This is a genomic window from Neorhizobium sp. SOG26 (assembly GCF_003491345.1).
Lineage (GTDB): Bacteria > Pseudomonadota > Alphaproteobacteria > Rhizobiales > Rhizobiaceae > Neorhizobium > Neorhizobium turbinariae.
This window is the reverse complement of the sequence record NZ_CP025513.1, coordinates 518,784-542,500: the sequence shown is the minus strand read 5'-3', so window position 1 is coordinate 542,500 and position 23,717 is coordinate 518,784. Positions and strand designations below refer to the sequence as shown.

The window sequence follows — 23,717 nt, the reverse complement described above, 5'->3', positions numbered from 1 at the left end:
CTGAAACATCTAAGTACCTGCAGGAAAGGACATCAACCGAGACTCCGCAAGTAGTGGCGAGCGAACGCGGACCAGGCCAGTGGCAATCAGGAATAAAGCCGAACGACTTGGAAAGGTCGACCGTAGCGGGTGATAGTCCCGTAGGCGTAGAACACTGATTGTCCTTGAGTAAGGCGGGACACGTGAAATCCTGTCTGAACATGGGGAGACCACTCTCCAAGCCTAAGTACTCGTGCATGACCGATAGCGAACAAGTACCGTGAGGGAAAGGTGAAAAGCACCCCGACAAGGGGAGTGAAATAGAACCTGAAACCGGATGCCTACAAGCAGTCGGAGCTCGAAAGAGTGACGGCGTACCTTTTGTATAATGGGTCAACGACTTAGTGTAACTAGCAAGCTTAAGCCGGTAGGTGTAGGCGCAGCGAAAGCGAGTCTGAACAGGGCGATTTAGTTAGTTGCATTAGACCCGAAACCGAGTGATCTAGCCATGAGCAGGTTGAAGGTTGGGTAACACCAACTGGAGGACCGAACCCGCATCTGTTGCAATAGATTGGGATGACTTGTGGCTAGGGGTGAAAGGCCAATCAAACTCGGAGATAGCTGGTTCTCCGCGAAATCTATTTAGGTAGAGCGTCGACCGAATACCCTCGGGGGTAGAGCACTGGATGGGCTATGGGGACTCACCGTCTTACTGATCCTAACCAAACTCCGAATACCGAGGAGTACTAGTCGGCAGACACACGGCGGGTGCTAACGTCCGTCGTGAAGAGGGCAACAACCCTGACCTCCAGCTAAGGTCCCCAAGTCATGGCTAAGTGGGAAAGGATGTGAGGATCCCAAAACAACCAGGATGTTGGCTTAGAAGCAGCCATCATTTAAAGAAAGCGTAACAGCTCACTGGTCTAAATAAGGGTCTTTGCGCCGAAAATGTAACGGGGCTAAAGCCATGCACCGAAGCTGAGGATGTGGATTTATCCACGTGGTAGCGGAGCGTTCCGTAAGTCTGTGAAGGCATATCCGTGAGGAGTGCTGGAGATATCGGAAGTGCGAATGTTGACATGAGTAACGATAAAGAGGGTGAGAGACCCTCTCGCCGAAAGACCAAGGGTTCCTGCTTAAAGTTAATCTGAGCAGGGTTAGCCGGCCCCTAAGCCGAGGCGGAAACGCGTAGGTGATGGGAACCACGTTAATATTCGTGGGCCTGGTGGTAGTGACGGATTGCGTAACTTGTTCACTCTTATTGGATTGAGTGGGCGGGGAAGCGGTTCCAGGAAATAGCTCCACCGTACAGACCGTACCCGAAACCGACACAGGTGGTCAGGTAGAGTATACCAAGGCGCTTGAGAGAACTATGTTGAAGGAACTCGGCAAATTGCACGCGTAACTTCGGAAGAAGCGTGACCCCTTTTTACGCAAGTATGAAGGGGTGGCACAGACCAGGGGGTAGCGACTGTTTATCAAAAACACAGGGCTCTGCGAAGTCTAAAGACGACGTATAGGGTCTGACGCCTGCCCGGTGCTGGAAGGTTAAGAGGAGAGGTGCAAGCTTTGAATCGAAGCCCCAGTAAACGGCGGCCGTAACTATAACGGTCCTAAGGTAGCGAAATTCCTTGTCGGGTAAGTTCCGACCTGCACGAATGGCGTAACGACTTCCCCGCTGTCTCCAACATAGACTCAGTGAAATTGAATTCCCCGTGAAGATGCGGGGTTCCTGCGGTTAGACGGAAAGACCCCGTGCACCTTTACTATAGCTTTACACTGGCATTCGTGTCGGCATGTGTAGGATAGGTGGTAGGCTTTGAAGCGGGGACGCCAGTTCTCGTGGAGCCATCCTTGAAATACCACCCTTATCGTCATGGATGTCTAACCGCGGTCCGTTATCCGGATCCGGGACAGTGTATGGTGGGTAGTTTGACTGGGGCGGTCGCCTCCGAAAGAGTAACGGAGGCGCGCGATGGTGGGCTCAGACCGGTCGGAAATCGGTCGTCGAGTGCAATGGCATAAGCCCGCCTGACTGCGAGACTGACAAGTCGAGCAGAGACGAAAGTCGGTCATAGTGATCCGGTGGTCCCGCGTGGAAGGGCCATCGCTCAACGGATAAAAGGTACGCCGGGGATAACAGGCTGATGACCCCCAAGAGTCCATATCGACGGGGTTGTTTGGCACCTCGATGTCGGCTCATCGCATCCTGGGGCTGGAGCAGGTCCCAAGGGTTTGGCTGTTCGCCAATTAAAGCGGTACGTGAGCTGGGTTCAGAACGTCGTGAGACAGTTCGGTCCCTATCTGCCGTGGGTGTAGGAATATTGACAGGATCTGTCCCTAGTACGAGAGGACCGGGATGGACATATCTCTGGTGGACCTGTTGTCCTGCCAAGGGCATAGCAGGGTAGCTATATATGGAATGGATAACCGCTGAAGGCATCTAAGCGGGAAACCAACCTGAAAACGAGTATTCCCTATCAGGGCCGTGGAAGACGACCACGTTGATAGGCCGGGTGTGGACGTGCAGCAATGCATGAAGCTTACCGGTACTAATAGCCCGATCGACTTCATCGTTCCCATTGACCATGCTCATCACGCGTCGCAAGACGCGAAGATGTGCCATCCGTTCAGCGCTCACGCATGAGCGGCTCGTAAACGAGCCTATGCTCCGCGAGGGCGCCGGACGACCGGCGACGCGCCTTGCGCTTGCGGCCTTTGGCCGACAGCGGCAGACGCAACGCTGAAAAAGACGTGTTCAAGACAATCACTCACAAAGTGAACCAGCTTCTCATCGCATTGCCCTTAATTGACCTGGTGGTCATGGCGGGGCGGCCGCACCCGTTCCCATTCCGAACACGGCCGTGAAACGCCCCAGCGCCAATGGTACTTCGTCTCAAGACGCGGGAGAGTAGGTCGCTGCCAGGTCTATTAAAGGCAATGCCATCACAAAAAGATGGATCCCAATCTTCTCGACACACAACACTCCCTCACGGGCCATAAACCCGAAACAAAAACAACGCGGGGTGGAGCAGCCCGGTAGCTCGTCAGGCTCATAACCTGAAGGCCGCAGGTTCAAATCCTGCCCCCGCAACCACCGAAACTTGTAAATCTGCCCATTCCGGATAGCGCTTCAAAATCTCCTCACAGTAGCTGTCGATGAGTGCCTCCTGCTTGTTCTTGGTCTCGATCAGGCCAGCGTCCAGCTTGTCTACGAAATCTTCGTGCACCTCTGCTAGGAAACGGCGCTCCATGTAGTCCAGGACATCCATCTGAGCCAGGATCGAACCGATCAGACCGTGGACCTGCAGGCTCGCCGGCTGATGTCCCGGCGTTTTGCCGATGACCTGAGCCCCTGAACTTCCTCCAGAATTTGGTAGAGTCCGTCACAGCTAGGAGACGGACGGATGAAGCGTTCACGGTTCACGGAAGAACAGATCATCGGGATATTGAAGGAGCAGGAGGCGGGCGCGAAGACAGTTGATGTCTGCCGCAAGCACGGCATCTCGGGTGCGACCTTCTACAAATACAAGGCGAAGTACGGCGGCATGGACGTGTCGGATGCGCGCAAGCTGAAAGCGCTTGAGGACGAGAATGCCAAACTGAAGAAGCTGCTCGCCGAGGCCATGCTGGACAATGCGATCCTTAAGGATGTCGCTGCAAAAAAATGGTGACGCCCGATGTGAAGCGGGATGCGGTGGCTCATGTCTGTGTGCAGCACGGGGTGAGCCAGCGTCGGGCGTGCGAGGTTCTGTCGGTTGATCGTTCGAGCATGCGGTATCGCAGCGTGCGGCCTGACGATGCGGTCATTCGTGAGGCGATGAAGAAGGTGGCATCTGAGCGACGCCGCTTCGGTTATCGCCGTATCCACGTCATGCTGGGCCGGCAGGGGATCGTCATGAACCTGAAGAAGCTTCGGCGTCTCTACCGGGAGGAGAAGCTGACGGTGCGCAAGCGTGGCGGCCGAAAACGGGCCTTGGGGACAAGGCGGCCTCTGGCTCTGCCCTTACGCCCCAATGAGCGCTGGAGCCTGGACTTTGTCAGCGATGCCTTCACCGACGGTCGCCGGTTTCGGGTGCTGGCGGTCGTCGACGACTTCAGCCGTGAATGCCTGTGCCTGGTGGCAGACACATCGCTGTCTGGCGCAAGGCTGGCTCGGGAACTGGATAGTCTCATCGCCAGACGCGGAAGACCGAGGACGATCGTCTCGGACAACGGCACGGAGATGACCAGCATGGCCATCCTCAAATGGTGCCAGGAGACCAAGGTCGACTGGCACTACATCGCCCCCGGCAAGCCGATGCAGAACGGCTTCGTCGAAAGCTTCAACGGCAGCTTCCGTGACGAGTGCCTGAATGAGACGCTGTTCTCGTCGCTCACCCAGGCCCGCGCCGCCATCACTGCATGGAAGGAGGATTACAACAGGAACAGACCGCACTCGTCGCTGGGCAATATCACCCCCAGCGAATTCGCAATGAAAATGGCTATGGAAAAACAGGCCGCATGAGGCCAGATTGAAAACCCAGACTCTCTCGAAAACTGGAGGGAAGTTGGGTCTCAGGCCACCCCGGACGTACGCGGTGGTAAGCGCCAGCCTTTGCCGTTGTGGTGCGAGCACCGCAATGACTGCATCGTCCAGGCATTCAGTTAGTTGCGGGTCGGACGATGGTCGCATTGGCGAGACCAGATACTGCCAGTGCGAGCATCAACAGTATTAGAGCGGACTGGGAAACCTGCGCCACATGTCCGGCGATGAAAGAGAAGAGGGCGGCCGCTGCGAATTGCAAAAACCCCAGCAGGCCAGAGGCAGAGCCGCTACGTCGGGGATCGAGAGCCATGCCGCCGGCCATCGAATTAGACATGATAAGTCCGCTGGAAAGCGTTACGCCTGTCATGGGTAGGAAGAAGGTCAGCGGACTCCGTTCCACCCACGCGTCAAGGAGAGCCATGGCCAACATTGAAGCCAGGACAGCCACCGCACCAACCACGATGGTGGGGCGGGCGGAATAGCGCTGACCGGCACGCCCGGACAATACATTGCCCATCGCATATCCGACAGCGGTCATGGAGAACCACAGCCCATACTCTGCGGGCGAGAGATGAAGATCGCGATTGGATACAAGCGCACCGCCGACGATGAAGCTGTAGAAGAGCGCTGTATTGATAGAAATATTCCCGCTGTGGATCAGGAAGGAGGGCTGCCGCAGCAGCCCCGCAAAGTCTGACGGCATGCGCCGCAGCGAGGCCCAGCCGGTGGCCGTAGAGACGGTTTCCGGAACTAGGCGAATGGCAAGGGCGAGACCGGCCAGCGAGAAGGCGGCCATGAACCAGAATGGCCCGGACCAGCCAAACGACTGATATAGATGACCTCCAAATAGCGGTGCCAGCGTTGAGCCGACCGAGGTTCCAACGGCAAGGTAGCCAAAGAGGGCCGAAGCGTTGCGGCCTGCAGAGATGTCGCGGATCAGGGCGCGTGCCATCACAAGGCCGAAACAGGCACTGCTGCCCTGCAGGATACGGAAGAGGATCAGCGTTTCGAGGTTCGCTGCCACCGCGCATAACAGGCTGGCGCCCGTAAATACGGAGAGGCCCGTGATCAGCATCCGTCGGCGGCCATAGGCATCGGCCAGAGGACCGGCGACGATCTGCGATGCGCCATAGGCTATCACGAACAGCGAGACCAGCAGCTGGACCGTGCCGTAGTCGGTGGAAAACTCCCTCTGGAGCTGGGGAAGCGACGGCACCACCAGATGCGTTGCAAGGGAACCCAGCATCGCTATCCCCATCAGCAGCAACATCAGCGATCCGGGGAGCGGCTCTCTTAACTCCGCTTCCACGCCTTCGCTGGCGGCGGTCATGCCGGTATTTCCTCCAACAAGGGCCGTTGCGGGGGGCTCAGTCATCCTCAACAAAAACTTCCTCGCGCCGCCGGGCAACGGTCGGGCGGCTGACGATCACGAGCAGCACAGCAGCCACCAGCAGCAGTCCGCCGCTGATCGGCCGAGTGACGAAGATACCAGGATCCCCGCCCGAAATCAGCATGGCGCGGCGCAAGTGTTCCTCCAGCATCGGCCCCAGGACGAAGCCCAAAACGAATGGTGCCGGCTCGCAGTCGAGCTTGATCAGGAAATAACCGATGGCTCCGGAGATGGTGACGGTGTAGACTGCGAAGGCGCTGTTGGAGACGGAATACACCCCGATGCAGCAGAAGGCGATGATGGCCGGGAACATGATCCAGTAAGGTATGCGCAGGAGCGAGACCCAGAGGCCGATCAACGGCAGATTGAGAACCACCAGCATGGCATTGCCGATCCACATCGAGGCGATCAGGCCCCAGAACAGCTCGGGGTTGTTGACAACGACATTGGGTCCCGGCACGATGCCTTGCATGATCATCGCCCCAATCATCAATGCCATGACGACATTGGAGGGGATCCCGAGCGCCAGCATTGGCACGAAGGAAGTCTGTGCGCCGGCATTGTTGGCAGCCTCCGGAGCGGTCACGCCCTCGATAGCGCCGTGGCCAAATTCGGCGGCGTTGCGCGACGTCTTCTTCTCGACATTATAGGCCACGAAGGACGAAAGCAGGGCCCCACCTCCGGGCAGCACGCCAAGCATCGAGCCGATGGCGGTGCCGCGCACCGAGGGGCCGATCATACGGCGCAGATCGTCCCGCGACGGCCATAAGCTGGTGATTTTGGCGATTAAGGCCTGTGCGCCCGAGCGGCTTTCGAGATTGCGAACGATTTCGCCGACGCCATAGATCCCGACTGCGACCGCCACGAAATCGATCCCGTCAAGAAGCTCGAACTGGCCATAAGTGAAGCGCGGCGCTCCTGTATAGATGTCGGTGCCCGTGAGGCCGACGAGGAGACCAAGGCAGATCATGGCAAGCGCCTTGACCAGCGATCCGGATGCGAGGGCGATCGAGGAGATCAGGCCAACCACCATCAGCGAGAAATATTCGGCGGGACCGAAAGTTAGCGCGATGGCGGTCAGAGGCTTGGCGGTGACAGCCACGAGGACGGTGGCCACCGTGCCAGCGAAGAAGGAGCCGATGGCCGCCGCCGCCAATGCCGGGCCGGCGCGACCCTTGCGCGCCATCTGGTAACCGTCGATGGTCGTTACTGCCGAGGCACTTTCGCCGGGCAGGTTGACAAGGATGGCGGTGGTCGACCCGCCATACTGGGAGCCGTAGTAGATGCCTGCGAGCATGATCAGCGATTCGGTCGGCTCGAGACCGAAGGTGAGCGGCAGCAGCATGGCGATGGTGGCCAGCGGCCCGAGACCGGGCAGAACGCCGACCACCGTGCCGAGAAGCACGCCGACGAAACAATAGACGAGATTCATCGGGTGGAAGGCGACACCGAAGCCGAGCGCTAGGTTGGTCAGCAGGTCCATCGTTCTACCTCAGTCCGTCAAAGACGGGGCCGACTACCGGGATCGGCAGGCGCACGGCGAAGGAAAACACCAGCGTGCAGAAGGCGGTGATGCCGATGCTGGCACCCAAAGCCCGGCCAATCGTCGTCTGCGGCCTGGCAAGGGTCGCCACCAGGGTCGTCACGAACAACCCGGGGATCATTCCCAGGTCATCGATGAAGGCGGCAAAGATGACGGTGGCGAGCAGAATCATCAAGAGCCCACGCCATGGGACGATGCCGAAGGGCATGCCGGGGCCGCTGAAGAACGACCGACCGAAGATGACGGCACCAAGCACGACTAGGATGCCGGACAACACGATCGGAAAGTAGCCAGGGCCCATTCGAAGGGCGCTGCCGAAGGGCAGGGTCGACCAGGCGATGCCGCCGTACAGCAGTCCCACCGCGACGAAGAACAGGCCGGCTGCTCCGTCTTTTTTGTTGATGAGCATCGGCTCCTCCTTTCATGACCCGCATCGGGCGTAGAAAATGCCGTCGACGCTGTTGCGCCGACGGCGGTACGCGCCGTCAAAGCCTATTGCTTCTCTATACCGGCGGTCGAGACGGCCTCCGCCCAGAAATCGAGATCCTTGGCAACCAGCGCGTCCAGTTCTGCCGGGGTGCTGGGGCGCACGACGAGGCCGAGACGGGTCATGGCTTCCTGCACGTCGGACTGGGCGAGGGCGTAGTTCAGCGCTTCGTTCAGCTTGGCCACTACGTCATCGGGCGTATTGGCCGGCGCAAAGAAGCCGAGCCATGTGGTGGTTTCGACGCCGGGAATGGTTTCAGTGATCAGCGGCACGTCCGGATGAGACTCCACCCTTTTAGGCTCTGCCATGGCGATTATGCGCAGGTCGCCGCTTTCGACGAACGCGTGGACGGTAGGTAACGTGCCATAGCTCATGTCGAGCTGCTTGCCGACGAGGTTTTGAATGGCCGGGCCGCCGCCCTGGAAGGGCACATGGGTGATCTTGATTCCGGCTTTCCTATTGAGCACTTCTCCGGCGATGTGGTGAGCCGAGCCGATTCCGGCACTGCCGAAGGTGAGCTTGCCGGGCTGTTCCTTTGCCATGCGAATGACATCGTCGAGCGACTTGATTGGTGAGTCCGCGTGGACGGCGAGCGTGAGATACGTCTCCGCTATGACTCCGACGCCCCTGAGATTCTTGCGCGGGTCGTAGGGCAGGCTCGCCTGCAGAGACGGCGCCATGACGATCGGGGCGTTGACGACCATCAACAGCGTATAGCCGTCAGGCTTGGAGCGAGCTACCTGGCCGACGCCGACAGCGCCGCCAGCGCCCGCTTTGTTGTCGATCAGGATCGTCGCGCCACCGAGGTACTCGGCGATCTTCGGCTGCAGGAGGCGGGCCACGCCATCAGTGAGGGCGCCTGGCGGGTAGGGTGCCATTACGGTGATATCGCGCGATGGATAATCTTGCGCAGAGGTTGTGCCGGCAAGGCCACATGCGATGCCGACGGCGAACAGAAGTCTGAATGCTGCTTTCAAGTGTTCCTCCCAATGTGGTCCGTTTGCTCGGAAGTGCGGTCCGACGGACAAGAAGATGCGCAGCTTATTCGCCTCCACGAAAAGGTTTGCGTATCTGCGATCAAATAGATGCGATCAAGCGCGTGAAGTCAAGCAGTCCGGTGGGGAAGGCGGCAATGCCGGCGCGGGGAAGACCGAGGTCGAAAGGCCTGCAGTCGGCTTCGGATAGGGGCCACGCTTCATCCCGCCCTAATAAAGTCGACCGGCTGTCTGATTAGGTGGCTAAGGGGTGACGAGGTGAGGATGCAGTGGGCGGTGCGTATTCCTTAGCGCCTTCGCGGCCGCGTGTTACCCGATGCCGGCTCCATGCCGGGAGCCTCGAGACCGCGGCAGATCTGAAGCATGCGGTCAGCCACCTGCTGCAGTTTGGGCTCCATGCGGAATGTCGGGCCGGCCACGGTGATGATGAAGGACGTGCGGTTCCAGACGAAGGTTGCCGAGAGGGTCGTGGCGCTCGGCACACTTTCCTCCCGATTGAGATGCCAGCCGCGCTCCACGCCGCGATCGACCTCCTCACGTAATTCAGTGATGGTCTTAATGGTGTGCTCAGTGAATGGCACCAATTTCAGCGTTCGATAGACCTTCTCGCGCTCCTCCGGCCCCAACGTCCCCAGCACCGCCTTACCCGCCGAGGTGGCGTAGAGACTTCGCACTTGTCCCCCTATATGAACGAGGAAGCGCAGGGCATGGGATGGTTCAAATACGATCAGGTAGGTGGCACTGGCGCCTGTTGCCTTGGCCAGAGAGACGGATTCGTCGAACTCGTCGCGCAGTTCGCGCAACGCCATGTCCGCCCGCATCAGGATAGGGTCATTCTCCGCGATTTTTCCCGCGAGGTTATCGAGCTTTAAGGTCGGGTAAAAACCGGCCCGCGGACCGATTTCGTAGATATAGCCGCGTTCTAGCAACGATTGCAGCACGTCGTGGCAACTGGAAACCGGAATGTCCAACAGCTTGGATATTTCCGACAGCGACAGGGGGCGCTTGTGTTCTGCGAACAGTTCAAAGAATTCCAGCGTTCTCTTGACGATCTTCGACATGATTTCCCCGATGCTCGCTCCGGCACGTCTCATTCCCGTATCGCGTTGGCCAGGTCAAGCTAAGCGCTGCGCCTGCCCCGATGATTATGGGGAAGACTGCCTTTGACAGCAACTACCTCCGTGATAGAGAATTTCTTTTCGACAATGCGAAATTTATAGTGGATAAGGGAGGAGGTCCTACCCATGCGGATCTGCATTTATGGCGCCGGCGCCGGCGGAGGTCACTTCGCGGCACGCCTGGCTCAGGGCGAACATCAGGTCTCGGTCATCGCCAGGGGCGACCACCTCGTGGCGATCCGTGAGAATGGCCTGACGCTTCTGTCAGGGGAAGAACGGCTGGTCGCGCGGCCGGTGGCGACCGATGACCCGGCAAGCCTCGGTCCGCAGGACCTGGTGATCGTCACCGTCAAGGCGACAGCCCTCGCCGGCGTGGCTGAAGGCCTGAAGCCGCTCGTCGGCGAGCGGACCCGGGTTCTGTTCACCCAGAACGGCATGCCCTGGTGGTATCCAGTCGGTTCGCCGGAAAACCTGGCTACTCCGCCCGAGCTACCGTCATTTAGACTGGCGCAGCCGTTTCTGGCCGCAGTGCCGGCCGAACACATCCTTGGCGGACTAGTCTATTCGGCCAACGAGGTGCGCGAGCCGGGGGTCGTGTTCAACAATTCGCCGGGCGCAAACCGCGTGGACATCGGCGCGATCGCCGCTGGCGACACCGATGCCGAGCCCTATCGCGAGGTCTTCCGCCGGGCAGGGATCGCCTCGTTGCCGGTTGCCGATATCCGCGAGGCGATCTGGAAGAAGCTGCTGTTCAACATGAGCGGATCGGTCATTGCGCTGGCAACCGGCAACCAGTCCTCTATCGCCCGCAAGGATCCGGGTCTGGCGGAGGTCTACGTTCGCATCGTCCGGGAGGGGCTGGCCATCGCGGCCGCGCATGGTTACCGCCTGCAGGAGGAGCTTGTGCCGGAGGACATGCTGAAGACAACGCTGGACCACAAGCCATCGATCCTCCAGGACTACGAGCAAGGCCGGGCGATGGAAGTAGCCGAGATCGTGCTGGCGCCGCTCGAATTCGCCCGATCGGCCGGGATCGACGCGCCGGCGCTCCAAACGATCGCCGCCATAGTCTCCAGGTTGGCCCGCGACCGCGGCCTGTTTGTCTGAGGTTGCTCAGGTCAGGACGCGAATAGGCTGCCCGCTGATCCAGGCCTGTACGGCCTCCAGCGTATCGCCGTAAAAGGCGCGATAGGTATCGCGAGTTACGTAACCGATATGCGGGGTCAGCAGCAGGTTCGGTACGGTCCGCAGCCTGTGCTCGCGCGGCAGCGGCTCGATATCGAAGACGTCGAGGGCGGCACCGGCAATGCGCCGCTCGCGGAGCGCGTCCACCAGGGCGTCCTCGTCGACGATCGCGGCTCGGGAGGTGTTGATCAGGAAGGCGTCCGACCGCATGCGGTCGAGTTCCTCCCTGCCGACCAGTCCCTCGCTGCGGCACGACAAGCGGGTGTGGATGCTGATGAAGTCGGATGTCTCGAACAGCTCCGCCTTGTTCATTCGCCGCGCTCCCTTGGCCACGGCCTCCTCTCCGCTGAGATTGCTGCTCCAGGCCGCCACATCCATGCCGAAGGCGCGACCGTAACCCGCCACGAGACTGCCGAGCCGGCCAAGGCCGATGAGCCCCAGGCGCGCGCCGTGAAGATCTCTGCCCACGCCGGACTGCCAGCCGCCCTGCTCCAGCGAGGCGGTTCCTCCGGGAATTCCGCGCGCCAGGCCGAGAATGAAAGCGAAAGCCAGTTCGGCGGTGGAATGGCCGATCGAGCGGGTGCCACACATGGTCACACCATGGTAAGACGCGGCTGCCACGTCTATGGCGGCATTGTGCATGCCGGTGGTGACGAGCAGCCGGAGCCGGGGCAACTGCGCCAGCAAGACTGCATCAATGGGGGTTCGCTCGCGCATCACGCATACGACGTCGAAACCGGCAAGGCGCTCCACGAGCGCATCCCGGTCCGGCGGCGTATCATGGAAGAAGGTGACATAGGCGTTGCCGTCCAGCTCGGACCACGGCGCGAACCCGGCGGCAACCCTCTGGTAGTCGTCCAGGACTGCGATTCTCAGCATTCGAAACTCCTCCAGGATTGGGGGCGGATGCAGTGGGGTCCGAGCTGGTCGAGGCGGGTCACCCCGCACAGCGCCATTGTATTTTCTATTTCCGCGCGAAACAGCCCAAGCAGGTGATCGACACCCTGGCCGCCAGCCGTCGCCAGCGCGAACACCCCGACGCGACCGATCTGGACGGCCGTGGCGCCCGAGGCGATGGCCTTGACCACATCCACACCCGACTGAAATCCGCCATCCACCAGCAGCGGAAAGCCGGCACCCACGGCGGCCCGGAACTCCGGCAGGACCTCCATCGATGACACGGCGCCGTCAAGCTGGCGGCCGCCGTGATTCGAGACGACGATCCCGTCATAGCCGGCCTCAACGGCATGCAGGGCCTGGCTCGGATCGACGAGGCCCTTGACCAGCAGGGGTCCTCGCCACTCGTCCCGCAACAGCTTGAGCAGATCCCAACTCAGGGCACGGGTGAAGCGATGCCGGCGGTTTTCGGACTGATTGGCAGCCGCGCTTGCGGCCTTGCCGCCGTCGATCTCGAGATAGGGCGTCGGCTGCCCGTGATAGAGCATCTTCATGGCCCAGACCGGCCGCAAGGCGCAGTCAAACGCCTTTTTAGGTCCCCAGCGGAAGGGCATTACGAAGCCGTTGCGGGCATCCCGAAGCCGCTGCCCCGGTGCGGCGACATCAACGGTCACCTCCAGTCCCGATATGCCGGCGTCCTGAGCCTGAGCCACCCATTTCCGTGCCAGCTCACGGTCCGGCGGTGGGTAGAGCTGAAACCAGGCATTGCCTTCTGCCGCCCTGGCGACCTCGCCCGGGGCGATGCTCGCGGCATTCGGCATGACATAGCGGGTGCCGGCACGCGCGGCGGCTCCTGCAAATTCCAGTTCGCCGCGGGGCCATGACGCCGAGGCAAGCCCGGTCGGCCCGATGATGACCGGCAGCGACAGCGTCTGTCCGAAAAGGGAGACCTTGGTGTCGCAGGTACTGACGTCGTGAGGGGCGGATGCCAGCAGGCGGACGGCTTCGATCGCTCGCCGATTTTCCCGCACCGTCAGCTCACCTCCCGCGCCACCGTCGACATAGTCGAACAACATGGCGGGCAGCCGCCGTTTCGCCGCCGCCCGAAAATCCGCCGGCGTGTGGATGTCGCGCAACCGGCGGTGACGTAGGGACGCCCGAATTCCGGTCTCTGAGGCAGGCAGGGAATTTGTCACGTGGGTTCTCCTCCGAAGCTTGGCGCGCGTCGTGTCTTGACGGTCGGTGCAACGACCTACTATCAAATTCCCTGTGGCGGATAAACATTCGCCAGCACGAATTTGTTTGGCGCTCCCGAAAAGTTGCAGGCGCCTGCCGGAGGAGACACCATGGCGAACAGCATCACCGAATTTCTGGGCGACCTTGTCGCAACAACGGCCTCGGCCGACATTTCCGCCTCCGCGCGTCAGAGGGCGGGAGTTTCCCTCGTCCATAATCTCGCTGTCGCCATGGCGGGCCGCCGGCGTGAACAGGTCGCCTATCGGATTGCCCAGTCGGAGCAGGCCACGTCGCTCGCCACGCTTCTTCACAATGGCGCACGCGTGGGGGTCGATGCCGCGGCCTTTGCCAATGGCGCGTTGTTTCATGCGCGCTCTCAGGACGACACCCATCCCGATTCCACCTCGCATCCCGGAGCGCCAGTCATGGCCGCCGCCCTGGCACTGGCGGAGGAGAGAGGAGCCAGCGGTCGTGATTTCATCGACGCCGTCATCCTTGGCTATGAGATCCTGTGTCGCGTGGGGAGGGACTTCGACCAGCAGGTGACCCAACGCGGCTATCGAGCAGCAGCCGTTTTCGGTATCTTCGGCGCGGCTGCGGCCGCGGCCCGACTGATGAGGCTCGATGCGGTGCAGACGGGCCACGCGCTCGGACTGGCGTCGCATATGGCCGGCGGACTGGCACAGGTCTGGCACGAGGGCAGCGCTGAGTTTCCGCTGCAGCTGGGTTTCGCCGCCCGCAACGGTATCATTGCGGCACGGGCGGCCGAAGCCGGGGCGACGGCGGCAACCTTCGCCCTTGAAGGCCCGCGTGGCTTCTACCATGCCTATGCCGGCATGACGGCGGCGATGACGGAACCCCGGGCCGAGCTCGACCATTGGCAGATCGAGGAAGTGACGGTCAAACCCTATCCGGCCTGCGCAATCCTGCAGGGGCCGCTGCAGCTGCTGTGCCGCATCCTGGATGAGGAGGGCTTGTCCTGCGCCGACGTCGTCTGCCTCGAGCTGCAGCTCAATCCCTATGAGGCCGCCTACACCGGCATCGACAATCGCGGTCCGTTTGCCAGCGCGACGGCGACAAAGATGAGCGCGCAGTTCTGCCTCGGCAACGCGCTCACCTACGGTCGTCTCGCGCTGCACGACCTGGAAGAACTCGGCAACCCAGATGTGCTGGCCCAGGCAGACAAAGTGCGCGTGGTTCCCACGCCGTCCATCGCCGAGCGCTTTTGTCGCATCCGCATTCGCACGAGGGCAGGCGGCGAGATCGACCGCTGCCTCGATACGCCGGTAGGCCGGCCGCACCCCGAGGAAATCCGGGCTTTCGCGGCGGGACTTGCGGGGGAGATCGGCGCAGGTGCTGCGGCCATGGAGCGGCTGGCCGCCACCATCGAGACGCTTGGCGATGCTCGCGATGTCCATGGATTGATCAAAACCGTCGTCGGAATTGGCACCAAGGCTCCTTGACACCGGTCGAAGCATTCCGGTAACAATTCGCTTTGATGAAAGTTTTTTCGGTAACGCGGAATACTCGCTCTGCCGAAGTGTGCGGGAGGTTTCATGAACGAGGATTCGAGGCCTGAAAGGCTGGACGCGGTCGGCGGACCGCTAGCGGGCGTGCGCGTGCTTGATCTGACAACCGTCATCATGGGGCCGGCCGCCACTCAGATCCTCGGCGATCTCGGCGCCGATGTGATCAAGGTGGAGAATCCCGGTGGCGATTCCATGCGCTACATCGGCCCCGCCCACCATCAGGACATGGGCCCGCTCTATCTGCAGTCCAATCGCAACAAGCGCAGCGTCGTCCTCGATCTGAAGTCGAGTGAAGGCCGGGAAGCCCTTCTGTCGCTGGTGCCGGATGCCGACGTCCTCGTCTACAATGTGAGGCCCCAGGCAATGAAGCGGCTGGGCATCGACTACCAGACGCTGTCGTCCATCAATCCGAGGCTGATCTTCTGCGGGGCGGTCGGTTATGGGAGCGACGGTCCGAACTCGGGACAGGCGGTCTATGACGATCTGATGCAGGCGGCGTCCGGCATTTCCGGCCTGTTCCAGGCTGTGGACGGAGCGCCGCGCTATGCCCCCGTCAACATCTGCGACCGTGTCGTCGGCCTCTACCTTACGATAGCTTTAGCCAGCGCGCTCTATCACCGCTCCGTCACCGGCCGGGGCCAGGAGATCGAGGTGCCGATGTTCGAGACCATGGCGCAGTTCGTTGTCGCCGACCACATGGGAGGCCGCGCCTTCGAGCCCATGCTCGGCCAGATGGGCTACAAGCGCTTGCTGTCGCGCTCCCGCGGACCCTACAGGACCAAGGACGGATACCTGTCGCTTGTCGTCTATCTTGACAAGCACTGGCACGCCTTCTGCGAACTGGTCGGCGATCCCGGGATGATCGAACGAGACCCGCGTTTCGCGACCCAGGAGTTGCGGACGCAGAATGCGGAGCTTGCCGGCCAGTATCTGGCGACCTACCTGCCGTCGCGCACCAATGCCGAGTGGATTGAGTTCTGTCGCTCGATCGACATTCCCGTGGCGGGCGTCAACAGCATCGACGATCTGTTCGATGATCCGCACCTGAAGGCGGTCGGCATGTTCGAACAGCGTGAACATCCCACCGAGGGCACGATCAACTTTGCCCGCTTTCCGATCAAGTTCAGCGACTCGCCGGCATCAATCCGCCGGCTTGCCCCCAATCTCGGCGAGCACACCGAGGAAGTCCTGGGCTCCGTGCCCGCCCGAAATTCCGCCGCGAACTAATATCGCGCGCTCCAGATGACGAGGACAATCCCATGAATTTCGATGCTCTTGCCACCACTCCCGACCGCGCCGAAATCCGCGATGCGGTGAAGGCCATCTGCGATCGCTTCGACGACCAGTACTGGCAGGAAAAGGATCGGACCGGCTCGTTCCCCACCGAATTCACCTCGGCGATCGCCGCGGGCGGATGGCTCGGCATCGCGATGCCAGAAGAATATGGCGGGGCGGGGCTCGGCGTCACCGAGGCTGCGATCATGATGCAGGTGATCGGCGGCTCCGCCGGCAGCTTCGCCGCCTGCTCGGCCGTCCATATCAACATCTTCGGACCGCATTCTATCGTGGTCCACGGCACGCCTGAACAGAAGGAGCGCTGGCTCGTGCCGCTGATCAAGGGCGAGATCCGCGCCTGTTTCGGCGTCACCGAGCCCGATGCCGGGCTGGATACGACCAAGCTGAAGACGAGAGCTGTGCGCCAGGGCGACAAGTATATCGTCAACGGCCGCAAGATGTGGATCTCCACGGCGCAGATCGCCGACAAGATCCTGCTGCTGGCCCGCACGACGCCGGTGGAGGAATGCAAGAAGCCCACGGATGGACTGTCGATCTTCTTCACCGACTTCGATCGCAGCAGGATCGAGGCCCGGGAAATCCACAAGATGGGCCGTGCCGCTGTGGACTCCAACGCATTGTTCATCGACAATCTTGAAATTCCCGTCGAGGACCGCATCGGTGAGGAAGGCAAGGGCTTTCGCTATATTCTCGACAGCCTCAACCCGGAGCGGATCCTCAACGCCGCCGAATGCATCGGCGTCGGTCGCCGCGCCCTATCCAAAGCCGTGCAATATGCTAAGGATCGCGTCGTTTTCGGCCGACAGATCGGACAGAACCAGTCGATCCAGCATCCGCTTGCCGAAAGCTGGTCGGAACTGACGGCCGCCGAACTGATGGTGCTGCGCGCCGCCGAACTTTACGATGCCGGACAGCCCTGCGGGCCGGAGGCCAATGCGGCCAAGTACATGAGCGCCGATGCCAATTTCAACGCCTGCGACCGTGCAGTGCGCACGCATGGCGGCATGGGATACGCGTCCGAGTTCAACGTGGAACGCTATTTCCGCGAAGCCGTCGGCATGCGACTAGCCCCCGTTTCTCGCGAACTAATCCTGTGCCACATCGCCGAGCGTGTGCTTGGTCTGCCGAAATCCTACTAAGGCGGAGCGGTGAGCGTGAACGACAGGATCATACGCATCGGCGGGGCATCGGGTGCCTGGGGCGACAGCCCCATGGCCATTCCACAACTGCTGACCGCCGAAGTCGACTATCTGATGATGGACTACCTCGCCGAGGTAACAATGTCGCTGCTGGCGCGTGCACGGATGAAGGACCCGTCGTCAGGGTTTCCGCCTGATTTCATCGCCTACATGAAGCCTGTGCTGAAGGACGTCCTCGCTCGTGGCATTAAGGTCGTCACCAATGCCGGCGGCGTCAATCCGGCCGGCTGCTGCGATGCCCTGCAGGCGGTGGCAGACGAGCTGGGGCTGTCGCTCCGGATCGCCTTTGTCACCGGCGACGACGTCATGCCGTTGCTGGACCGGATTCGGGCCGACGGTGTGCGCGACGCCCATTCGGGACACGAATTGCCGGCAGAGATGCTGACCGCCAATGCCTATCTCGGAGCGCTGCCGATCAAGGCGGCTCTCGACCAGGGAGCGGACATCGTCATTTCGGGACGATGCGCGGACAGTGCCTTGGCGCTCGGCATCCTGATGCATGAATTCGGCTGGGCAGAAGACGATTACGACCGCCTTTCCGCTGGCAGCCTCGTTGGCCATGTGCTCGAATGCGGTCCCCAGGCGACCGGCGGCACCCATACGGACTGGGAGGACGTGCCGGGCTGGGAAAATATCGGCTATCCGATCGCCGAATGCCGCGAGGATGGAACCTTCGTGCTGGCAAAGCCCACGCGAACGGGCGGCCTGATCGCGCCGCAGGTGGTCGCCGAGCAGGTTCTGTACGAGATCGGAGATCCGGCAGCCTACATGCTGCCGGACGTCATCGCCGACTTCTCGCATGTCACAATCACGCAGGAAGGGCCAGACCGGGTGCATGTCGCCGGTGCACGCGGCCGTGCGCCAAGCCGAAACTATAAGGTATCGGCAACCTGGCAGGACGGCTTTCGTGCGGTGGCGACCATTTCCATCGTCGGGCCCGATGCTGCCCGCAAGGCGGAGCGCACCGCGGCCGCATTGATCGCGCGGGCGAGGGCTCAGTTTGCGGCCCGCGGCCTGCCGGATTTCACCGCCACGCATGTCGAGGCGCTGGGCGCCGAGGCTAGCTATGCGGGGGCTTCGCAGTCCCGCGCCACCCGCGAGGTACTGCTGCGTTGCGTCGTGCAGCATCCGAGCCGGCAGGCACTCGACTTGTTTTCGAAGGAAACGGGCTCCATCGGCCTCTCCTTTTCGCCAGGCACGACCGGCATCTTCGGCGGGCGGCCTAAGGCCACACCGGTGGTGCGGCTGTTCACCTTCTTCATCGGAAAGCATGACATGCCGCCACCGGTGGTTAGCCTGGACAGGCAGAGCCGGTCCATCACCATCCCAGGAGGCGTAGAGGTGACGGCAGCCGCGCCTGCCGACGGGCAGACAGCGCCGGCGGCGGACGGGCCCACCGTGCACGTGCCGCTCCTGCGGATCGCCTATGCCCGATCGGGCGATAAGGGGGATTCCTCCAACATCGCCATCATAGCGCGGCGGCCGGAATTCCTGCCCGTCATCCGGCGCGAAGTGACGCCGGAGAAGATGCTGACGCATTTTGCCGGACTGGTCGACGGGCCTGCGGAACGGTTCGAAGCGCCGGGTCTGAACGCGCTCAACTTCCTGATGCAGTCTGCGCTTGGCGGGGGCGGCATGGCGTCCCTGCGGATCGATCCTCAGGGAAAGGCCTTCGGACAGATGGCGCTGGAGATGAAAGTGGCGGTTCCCGAGAGATGGGTCGCCGAGGGGCTGGTCAAGGCGTGAGGAGAACAAGATGACGGAGCAATCTCCTGTTGTCGCGGAGCGTCGCGGGACAACGCTGTGGATCACGATCAACCGTCCGGAACGGCGCAACGCCATTAATGAATCGGTCATTGAGGGTATCAAGGCCGGCATGATCATGGCTTCCGGCGATCCGGATGTTCGCGCGGTGGTGCTGACGGGCACCGGCGACAAGGCCTTCTGTGCCGGTGGTGACCTGCAGGAGGGAACCTCGGTATTCGGCGATCTGATCGATGAACCGACCACTGATTTCGGCCGTCTCGCGCGGGTGGTGCGGCAGATGGGCATTCCGATCGTTGGCCGGATCAACGGCGCCTGCGTAGCGGGCGGGACGGCGTTGATGTCGCTGTGCGACCTGGTGGTTGCCGCCGACCATGCCCGTTTTGGCCTTCCCGAGACGAAGGTCGGGGTCATCCCCGTCCAGGTGCAGGTCTATTTCCGCAATCTCATCCTGCCGCGCCACGCCCTGGAACTGATTCTGACGGGGGACCTGATCGACGCGCAGCGGGCGCGGGAAATCGGCTTGGTCAACTGGGTCGTGCCGGCGGACGAACTGGACGGACGGGTCGAAAGCGTGCTGGAAAAGCTGAAAGGCGCCTCGCCGGTTGCGACCCGGCGGATGAAGCAGGCGATTGCCACGATGGAGCAGATGAACTTTCACGAGGCGATCGCCTATGCCGAGGGGCAGATCATGCTGACGGCCCAGACCAGCGATGCCAAGGAGGGGCTCGCCTCTTTCAAGGACAAGCGCAAGCCGCGCTGGGCCGAATAGCACGGGGCCGAAGGAGAAATTGAGATGAAGGTCCTAGTCACGGTAAAGCGGGTTGTTGATTACAACGTGAAGATCCGGGTGAAGTCGGATGGATCGGGTGTCGAGCTTGCGAATGTCAAGATGTCGATGAACCCCTTCGACGAGATCTCGGTTGAGGAAGCGCTTCGGCTGAAGGAAGCCGGCAAGGCGTCTGAGGTTGTGGTCGTTTCGATCGGGCCGGCCAAGGCGGAGGAAACGCTGCGCACGGGTCTTGCCATGGGTGCGGACCGGGCGATCCTGGTGGAGACCGACGATGTGGTCGAGCCGCTGGCGGTCGCCACGATCCTCAAGGGCGTGATCGACGCCGAACAGCCCGGTCTTGTGATCACCGGCAAGCAGGCGATCGATGATGATTCCAACCAGACCGGCCAGATGCTGTCGGCGCTTCTGGGCTGGCCGCAGGCGACCTTTGCGTCGAAGCTCGAGCTCAAGGACGGCTCGGCCGATGTCACCCGCGAAGTGGACGGCGGCTTGCAGACCATCAATGTCAAGCTGCCGGCCGTGGTGACCACCGACCTGCGCCTCAACGAGCCGCGCTATGCCTCGCTGCCCAATATCATGAAGGCCAAGAAGAAGCCGCTCGACAAGAAGAGCCCTGGTGAATTCGGGGTCGATACGACGGCGCGGCTGAAGGTGCTGAAGACCGAGGAGCCGGGCGGTCGTCAGGCGGGCGTCAAGGTCAAGAGCGTCGCGGAGCTGGTTTCCTCGCTGAAGTCCGCTGGCGTGCTTTGATCGGATAGAAAGGAATTAGACCATGGCTATCCTTCTCCTCGCAGACCACGACAACGCAACCCTGTCCGACCAGACCGCCAAGGCGCTGACCGCTTCCATCCAGATAGGCGGCGATGTGCATGTGCTGGTGGCCGGGGCCAACGCCAAGGGTGCTGCCGATGCGGCGGCCAAACTGTCCGGCGTCTCCAAGGTGCTGCTTGCCGACAGCGCCGACTATGCCAACAGCCTCGCCGAACCGCTGGCGGCGCTGGTGGTCTCGCTCGCCGGCAGCTACGACACCATCATCGCGGCGGCGACGGCGACGGGCAAGAACGTCATTCCGCGGGTCGCCGCCCTGCTCGACGTCATGCAGATCTCGGAGATCATCGAGGTGGTGTCGGCCGACACCTACAAGCGTCCGATCTATGCCGGCAACGCCATCCAGACGGTGCAATCTACCGACGCCAGACGTGTGATCACGGTGCGCACCGCCTCCTTCGCGGCAGCGGCCGAAGGCGGATCGGCTGCGGTGGAGAGCGTTGCAGCCGTGGCCAATCCGGGCCTGTCCAGCCATGTCTCCGATGCGCTGTCGTCGTCGGACCGTCCGGAACTGACCTCGGCCAAAATCATCGTCTCGGGTGGCCGCGCGCTCGGCTCGTCCGAGAAGTTCCAGCAGGTGATCCTGCCGCTCGCCGATAAGCTGGGGGCGGCCGTCGGTGCAAGCCGCGCCGCTGTCGATGCCGGCTATGCGCCGAACGACTGGCAGGTCGGCCAGACCGGTAAGGTGGTCGCCCCCCATCTCTACATCGCCTGCGGCATCTCGGGCGCCATCCAGCACCTCGCCGGCATGAAGGACTCGAAGGTCATCGTCGCCATCAATAAGGACGAGGAAGCACCCATCTTCCAGGTCGCGGACTACGGCTTCGTCGCCGATCTCTTCGAAGCCCTGCCCGAACTCGAAAAGGCGCTTTAGCCGACCGGCGGGCGGAGGACCACGATCATGAACCCTAAGCTGGCAGGTATGCCGGGCGACCCCTCCGAAACGGGAGGAAGGGGGTTGCTGTCGCGACTGAGGTCCGGGGAGACCTGCCTTGCCGTGGGGCTGCGCAATGCGCGCACGCCGGAAATTCTCCGTATCGCCGCATCCGCCGGCTTCGACCTTGCCTGGATCGACATGGAACACGCGCCCTTTGGCATGGAGACCGCCGCCGGCCTAGCCGCAGCCGCGGCATCCCTTAGCCTTGGAGGATGGATCCGAATTCCCGAAGGCATGACCGGGCTTGTCGGACCATTGCTGGATGGTGGCGCGGGCGGCATCATCTTTCCGCATATCCGGTCGGCGGCCTCGGCGCGCGAGGCGGTGGCGGCCTGCCGCTTCCCGCCGCTCGGCGGCCGCTCGCAGAACGCTTTTCTGCCCCAGCTTGGCTATGTCCGCAATGCGCCTGTCGATACCATGCGCAGGGCGGATGCCGCCGCGATTGTGCAACTGCTGATCGAGACCCCGGAAGGCATCGGCGCCATCGAGGAGATCGTCGCCGTGCCGGGGGTCGATATGGTCGCAGTCGGCCTCAACGATCTGTCCACCGCCTGGGGACATATCGGGATGCCTGATCACCCCGACATCCTGGAAGGATGCCGAAAGGTCGCGCAGGCTTGCCGCGAGCGTGGCATCGTCGCCGTTGCGGGCGGAACTGCGGGTCCCGACCATCTGCGGGCGCTCGTGGCGATGGGCTTTGCCCCGCTCGCCTTTGCCGGGATGGATACCGAAATGCTGGCGGAGGTCCTTGCTCAGCGCCGAGATCGCTGGCGGCCAGAGGCAAGACCGTGACTCATCCGAATACCGGGGAAGCGCCGCCAGACTGGCGGCTGGTGCTGTTGATCGTCTGCATTGCCCATTGCGCAGCGACGGCGCTGATGAGGCTCGTGCCCGTGCTTGGGCCGGAACTGATCGTCGACCACGGATGGACCCCAGAACTGGTCGGTCACGTTTCCACAATTGCCAATATCGGCTCCGTCGGTTTCGTCATGGTGGGCGCGGGGGTCTTCCGCGCACTGGGTGCGGCCCGGGGCATCCTGCTGGGTCTGGGGAGCGGCGTCATCGGCCTCCTGGTGATGGCGATGCCGTTGACCGGCCTGCCGTTTCTTGCCGGCATACTGCTCGGCTTTTCCCATGCACCGTCGCATCCGGTTGGCAACGACCTGCTGTACGCCCACGCGCCGGCGGCCCATCGCTCTCTGATCTTTTCGATCAAGCAGTCGGCACCCGCGCTCGGCGGCGTGATGGCGGGACTGACACTGCCGGCCATCGCGGCCATGTTCGGGTTCTACTGGGCCCTTGCGGCGGCTGCCGTGCCGCTTGTCTGCGGGTTTCTCGCGCTGATCCCCCTGTATCGCCGGCTTCGCGTCATGGATAGGAAAAGTGCCGGTCCCGGCCGTATGTTCAACTGGCGCAACCTGTCTGGACCCGTCCACACGGTCCTGGTCGACAAACGGCTGCGTCATCTATCCGTGACCGGCTTCTTCCTGGCGCTCGTCCACAGCGCCTGGCTGGTCTATCTCCCAAGCTATCTGTCGATTGAGATCGGCATCACGCCGGTCATTTCGGGCTATATCTTCGCGCTGCTGCAGGCCGGTTCTTTCTTTGGACGAATCCTGCTCGGCTGGGGCGCAGACCGGCTGCTGTCTCCCCGCGCGGTGCTGATCTGGGCACTGATTGGAACCGGCGCCACCACATGCCTGCTCCCCGTCATCGCGCCCAATGGTGACCCCTGGCTGCTCGGCGGCCTTGCACTTCTGACCGGCGTTGTGGCAGCCGGGTGGAGCGGGGTCCAGATTGCAGAAGTCATGCGGCTGGCGGCGCCGGAACGGCTGATCGATGCCGCTTCCGGCGTGATGGTCACGACTGGTCTGGGCGTGATCATCGGCCCGGCATTGTTCCCGCCGCTGATCGCCCTGACCGGGTCTTGGGAAGGCGCGTTCGCCGCGCTGTTGGTGTTCCCGCTGGTGGCGCTGCCGGCCCTGATCATCAGCCGGTCGCGCCACACCTGAG

The 23,717-nt window shown here is 62.1% G+C and carries 18 protein-coding genes, 1 tRNA gene and 2 rRNA genes (1 of these 21 only partly in view); 14 read left to right on the top strand and 7 right to left on the bottom strand.

Going from position 1 to position 23,717, the window contains the following annotated elements; translation table 11 throughout:
- The 4 genes from CYG48_RS19120 to CYG48_RS19105 form a co-directional block, all read left to right on the top strand.
- Positions 1-2,556: ribosomal RNA gene (locus tag CYG48_RS19120) — 23S ribosomal RNA — on the top strand (it extends 243 nt beyond the left edge of the window).
- Positions 2,557-2,792: 236 nt separating this feature from the next.
- A 5S ribosomal RNA gene (gene rrf / locus CYG48_RS19115) occupies positions 2,793-2,907 on the top strand.
- 92 nt (positions 2,908-2,999) lie between these two features.
- Positions 3,000-3,076: transfer RNA gene (locus CYG48_RS19110), tRNA-Met, on the top strand.
- A gap of 310 nt (positions 3,077-3,386) precedes the next feature.
- Positions 3,387-4,486 (top strand): IS3 family transposase gene (locus CYG48_RS19105; protein WP_118852128.1). Its coding sequence is split into 2 segments (ribosomal slippage): positions 3,387-3,639 and positions 3,639-4,486, totalling 1,101 coding nucleotides; the frame shifts between segments, so codons are not numbered across the junction.
- A 136-nt stretch (positions 4,487-4,622) separates the two neighbouring features.
- On the opposite strand, the gene CYG48_RS19100 is transcribed toward CYG48_RS19105, so the two are convergent.
- From CYG48_RS19100 to CYG48_RS19080, 5 genes are all read right to left on the bottom strand, one after another.
- On the bottom strand, positions 4,623-5,837 hold the full coding sequence (locus CYG48_RS19100) for a multidrug effflux MFS transporter (protein ID WP_199925357.1): 1,215 nt from the start codon (positions 5,835-5,837) through the stop codon (positions 4,623-4,625).
- A 37-nt stretch (positions 5,838-5,874) separates the two neighbouring features.
- A complete protein-coding gene (locus CYG48_RS19095) occupies positions 5,875-7,380 on the bottom strand; it encodes a tripartite tricarboxylate transporter permease (protein ID WP_118852126.1) in 1,506 nt (501 codons plus the stop codon).
- Positions 7,381-7,384: 4 nt separating this feature from the next.
- Entirely contained in the window at positions 7,385-7,849 is a 465-nt protein-coding gene (locus CYG48_RS19090; RefSeq protein ID WP_118852125.1) for a tripartite tricarboxylate transporter TctB family protein, read from the bottom strand.
- 83 nt (positions 7,850-7,932) lie between these two features.
- Positions 7,933-8,904, bottom strand: coding sequence for a Bug family tripartite tricarboxylate transporter substrate binding protein (locus CYG48_RS19085; RefSeq protein ID WP_118852124.1), 972 nt, complete (start codon positions 8,902-8,904; stop codon positions 7,933-7,935).
- Positions 8,905-9,209: 305 nt separating this feature from the next.
- Positions 9,210-9,983, bottom strand: a complete 774-nt coding sequence (locus CYG48_RS19080; RefSeq protein ID WP_199925356.1) for an IclR family transcriptional regulator — start codon at positions 9,981-9,983, stop codon at positions 9,210-9,212.
- A 183-nt stretch (positions 9,984-10,166) separates the two neighbouring features.
- Here CYG48_RS19080 and CYG48_RS19075 point away from each other — a divergent pair, with 183 nt between their 5' ends.
- Entirely contained in the window at positions 10,167-11,147 is a 981-nt protein-coding gene (locus CYG48_RS19075; protein WP_118852122.1) for a ketopantoate reductase family protein, read from the top strand.
- A gap of 6 nt (positions 11,148-11,153) precedes the next feature.
- On the opposite strand, the gene CYG48_RS19070 is transcribed toward CYG48_RS19075, so the two are convergent.
- Together CYG48_RS19070 and CYG48_RS19065 are read right to left on the bottom strand one after the other, a co-directional pair.
- Positions 11,154-12,104, bottom strand: coding sequence for a D-2-hydroxyacid dehydrogenase family protein (locus tag CYG48_RS19070; protein WP_118852121.1), 951 nt, complete (start codon positions 12,102-12,104; stop codon positions 11,154-11,156).
- The gene (locus tag CYG48_RS19065) at positions 12,098-13,318 is read right to left on the bottom strand and encodes an alpha-hydroxy acid oxidase (protein ID WP_245450608.1); all 1,221 of its coding nucleotides are present in this window, start codon (positions 13,316-13,318) and stop codon (positions 12,098-12,100) included. The genes CYG48_RS19070 and CYG48_RS19065 overlap by 7 nt, the downstream gene beginning before the upstream one ends.
- A 150-nt stretch (positions 13,319-13,468) precedes the next feature.
- Between CYG48_RS19065 and CYG48_RS19060 the strand changes: the two genes are divergently transcribed.
- The 9 genes from CYG48_RS19060 to CYG48_RS19020 all read left to right on the top strand — a co-directional run bounded on the left by CYG48_RS19060 (position 13,469) and on the right by CYG48_RS19020 (position 23,716).
- Positions 13,469-14,821 carry an MmgE/PrpD family protein gene (locus CYG48_RS19060; RefSeq protein ID WP_118852120.1) on the top strand — a complete coding sequence of 451 codons (1,353 nt, stop codon included), beginning with the start codon at positions 13,469-13,471 and terminating at the stop codon, positions 14,819-14,821.
- Positions 14,822-14,914: 93 nt separating this feature from the next.
- Positions 14,915-16,114 carry a CaiB/BaiF CoA transferase family protein gene (locus CYG48_RS19055; RefSeq protein ID WP_118852119.1) on the top strand — a complete coding sequence of 400 codons (1,200 nt, stop codon included), beginning with the start codon at positions 14,915-14,917 and terminating at the stop codon, positions 16,112-16,114.
- A 32-nt stretch (positions 16,115-16,146) separates the two neighbouring features.
- On the top strand, positions 16,147-17,322 hold the full coding sequence (locus CYG48_RS19050) for an acyl-CoA dehydrogenase family protein (protein WP_118852118.1): 1,176 nt from the start codon (positions 16,147-16,149) through the stop codon (positions 17,320-17,322).
- Between the two features lie 15 nt (positions 17,323-17,337).
- Positions 17,338-19,128: an acyclic terpene utilization AtuA family protein gene (locus tag CYG48_RS19045; RefSeq protein ID WP_118852854.1), complete on the top strand. Its 1,791-nt coding sequence runs from the start codon at positions 17,338-17,340 to the stop codon at positions 19,126-19,128.
- 10 nt (positions 19,129-19,138) lie between these two features.
- Positions 19,139-19,918, top strand: coding sequence for an enoyl-CoA hydratase-related protein (locus CYG48_RS19040; RefSeq protein WP_118852117.1), 780 nt, complete (start codon positions 19,139-19,141; stop codon positions 19,916-19,918).
- 24 nt (positions 19,919-19,942) lie between these two features.
- A complete protein-coding gene (locus tag CYG48_RS19035; RefSeq protein WP_118852116.1) occupies positions 19,943-20,689 on the top strand; it encodes an electron transfer flavoprotein subunit beta/FixA family protein in 747 nt (248 codons plus the stop codon).
- Positions 20,690-20,711: 22 nt separating this feature from the next.
- Positions 20,712-21,641: an electron transfer flavoprotein subunit alpha/FixB family protein gene (locus CYG48_RS19030; protein ID WP_118852115.1), complete on the top strand. Its 930-nt coding sequence runs from the start codon at positions 20,712-20,714 to the stop codon at positions 21,639-21,641.
- A 27-nt stretch (positions 21,642-21,668) separates the two neighbouring features.
- Complete coding sequence (locus CYG48_RS19025) at positions 21,669-22,496, top strand: HpcH/HpaI aldolase family protein (RefSeq protein ID WP_118852114.1); 828 nt, start codon at positions 21,669-21,671, stop codon at positions 22,494-22,496.
- Positions 22,493-23,716 carry an MFS transporter gene (locus CYG48_RS19020; protein ID WP_199925355.1) on the top strand — a complete coding sequence of 408 codons (1,224 nt, stop codon included), beginning with the start codon at positions 22,493-22,495 and terminating at the stop codon, positions 23,714-23,716. The genes CYG48_RS19025 and CYG48_RS19020 overlap by 4 nt, the downstream gene beginning before the upstream one ends.
- Position 23,717: the final 1 nt, after the last annotated feature.